Genomic DNA, 2538 nt, shown 5'->3' with positions numbered 1-2538 from the left:
GAATCTATTGTTTGCTTCATTTAAGAAGCTTGTTTCATTAACGTTGCTTGTTCAGTTTTCAAGGTTCATTGTGTCGTCTCAGTGACAACTCTTATATCTTACCATTTCTCAAATGTTATGTCAACATTTATTTTAAAATGTTTTTTCGATATTCGTTGTCGTCCTTGCGACTTATAATAATATATCATGATATTATTCACTTAGCAATAGTTTTTTATAAATTTTTTTGATTTAGTATAATTAATATATATATTTGCGTTTCTATCATCAACTAAGTCAAGCTCAGTATAATATTCCCCCATATATAACAACCTTACTGTTTAACCTTGTCTTGCAAAGAAGTTATGAAAAAGGTAATTCCCCCTTTCAAAATTACATCTCGAGTATGCCCAGAAGTATTACAATTACTAGTAACTAAAAACCTTTTTCATATTTAAAGTTTCTGATTTCTCCAATGGTAAATAAAGAGAGTAGAATTAATATTAACATTCTAACATTGTAACTTTTTTACAGAAATCATGTATATATTTTATATATAAGTAGAAAAAGAGGAAATTAATATGACACCTATTGAAGATCAAAAATAAAAAAATAGGGGAGGTTCTGAATTCCATGAAGCTATAGACTACTTGTTGCTGAGAAAAAAGTAAGTTTCGTATGTTGGATCCGAAAAGATTTATACTTTTTGTATAAATTGAGGGGAAGTCCAATCAATTCGCCTCACCGATTCCAAAGTTTTTAAAAAGTAAAAATGGAAACAGGGGCCTTATTAAATATTTTAGAAACGCCTCTTATCATAAATTAACACAAGTTAAATAAGCCAGTGCCCTTTCAATTCCCTCAAATTTTTTAAATGAGCTTCTCGTTTTAATACTCCCAAAAAAATTTCTGCACGCTTGAATGGATATTTAATCTCTTCTTCTGAATATCCAAACTTCTCATAATACTGACCGAGATAATAATAGAAGTTCATCTTTATAAGATTTCATATCGTAAGTAGTTTTTACTTCAGTCATTTTCTGTTTCAGAATTAAGTTCATTGCTGGCTAGATTATATACCTTCTCTACCTTAATTAAAATTCACCATTAATTTTGAAAAAAACTGTTTAGTTAACTTATAGTACATCTTTTCATTCTCTTTTTTAAAAAATTGGTATAAAACCGAACCATTAAGAATAGAAAAAAGTAGAGAAGTAATTTTAGCAATGCATAGAATAGGAAAATTCCCCGTAGAACAGGAGAGAAGAAAAGTGGAACAAACGATTTCGATAGAAAAACGTATTAAAGAAATTTTTGCAGATGACCCGTTATATTTAGTAATTAAAGAAACACCAACTGAACAATTCTTTTTATCGGAACCTTATTTGTCCGACCTCATTGAAAAAAAATACTATTCAACACCTGAAGTAGCCAGCTGGTTTAATGTCACTGACGCACAGATACGTTACTATATTAAACCGTTTGAAGAGTATCTCTTTGATGATGAAGCCTCAAATCCAACTACAGCATCTGTTATTCGTTTAGATTTTAAAGCGGTTATAAAACTGCGTATGATTTTGCTATTAAAAGACGAGTATCGTGTAAAAGGGTTAAAGCAGCTGTTACGTATTAATAAAGATGGCCATATTATCAAAAAAAGAACTCCGTCCTCAACAGAAGTTGGGATGCCCGACAATATTGAATACAGACTCAATGCCATGAGCCAAGCACTGGAGCAGATTATGAAGACAGGTTTGTTTAAAATGGAACAAGACGAAGATACTGAACAAATGCAGTTAAGTTTAAATTATGATTTTTTTAAACAGGAAATCAAAGCTCTCCCTCCAGAACCTTCACAAGAATTGGGGGAGATCCAAGAAGCTACGAAAAAACTTGAACAGGAAAATGCTGAATTGAAAAAGAAAGTCGAGGAAATCATGGCTTCGAATAAAGAGGATATCGCAATTCGTATTAGGGAAAAGGCAATTGAACAAATTGTACTCAACCGTTTGCAAAATGAAGCAGTACAGCATTATTCGCAACAAAGAAAAACAACCCTTTTCCAGAAACTTTTCCGTTCTGCTCAAATGGAAGTAGATAAGAAGCTGTATATCGCAGCTTATATCGAAGAAAAGTTTCCAAAACAATTAACCCAGGCACTACTTGAATACCATGAACAATCTATAAGTTACCAAAATGAATAATCTAAACGCTTCCTTCCATAAGGGAGCGTTTTTACTTTGAAAATGACTTTATATAAGTTTTATATTAAAACATAATCTATGTGTGTAATTAATAAATTACAAAGTAGAGAAATTATTTCCATTCTACTATTCCCCGTATTCTCTCAGGTTTCTTATTACAGCGAATTTGAGAAAAAATCGAATGCTGGTAATTTTATTTTCTCTCTCAGGGAAATCACGGACTGATTTATATAGAGAACTAAGTGGGGAAAAGTTTATAAACGGAACCTCGGATTATAAAAGTAATTCATATCCCACACGATTCTCGATGTTGAATATTAAAATGAACAAGTTAAACTCGTATTTAATTTAAACG

Annotated in this window: 1 protein-coding gene; it reads left to right on the top strand. The window is 31.2% G+C overall.

Annotated features, from left to right (window positions below; all coding sequences use genetic code 11):
• The first annotated feature begins 1250 nt into the window (after positions 1-1250).
• A complete protein-coding gene (locus AC6CH1_RS19185) occupies positions 1251-2183 on the top strand; it encodes a DNA primase (RefSeq protein ID WP_498318862.1) in 933 nt (310 codons plus the stop codon).
• Positions 2184-2538: the final 355 nt, after the last annotated feature.

Source organism: Solibacillus sp. GQ1 (assembly GCF_059758555.1).
Note: the sequence above shows the minus strand (reverse complement) of the source record. Positions and strands in the feature narration are given on the sequence as shown.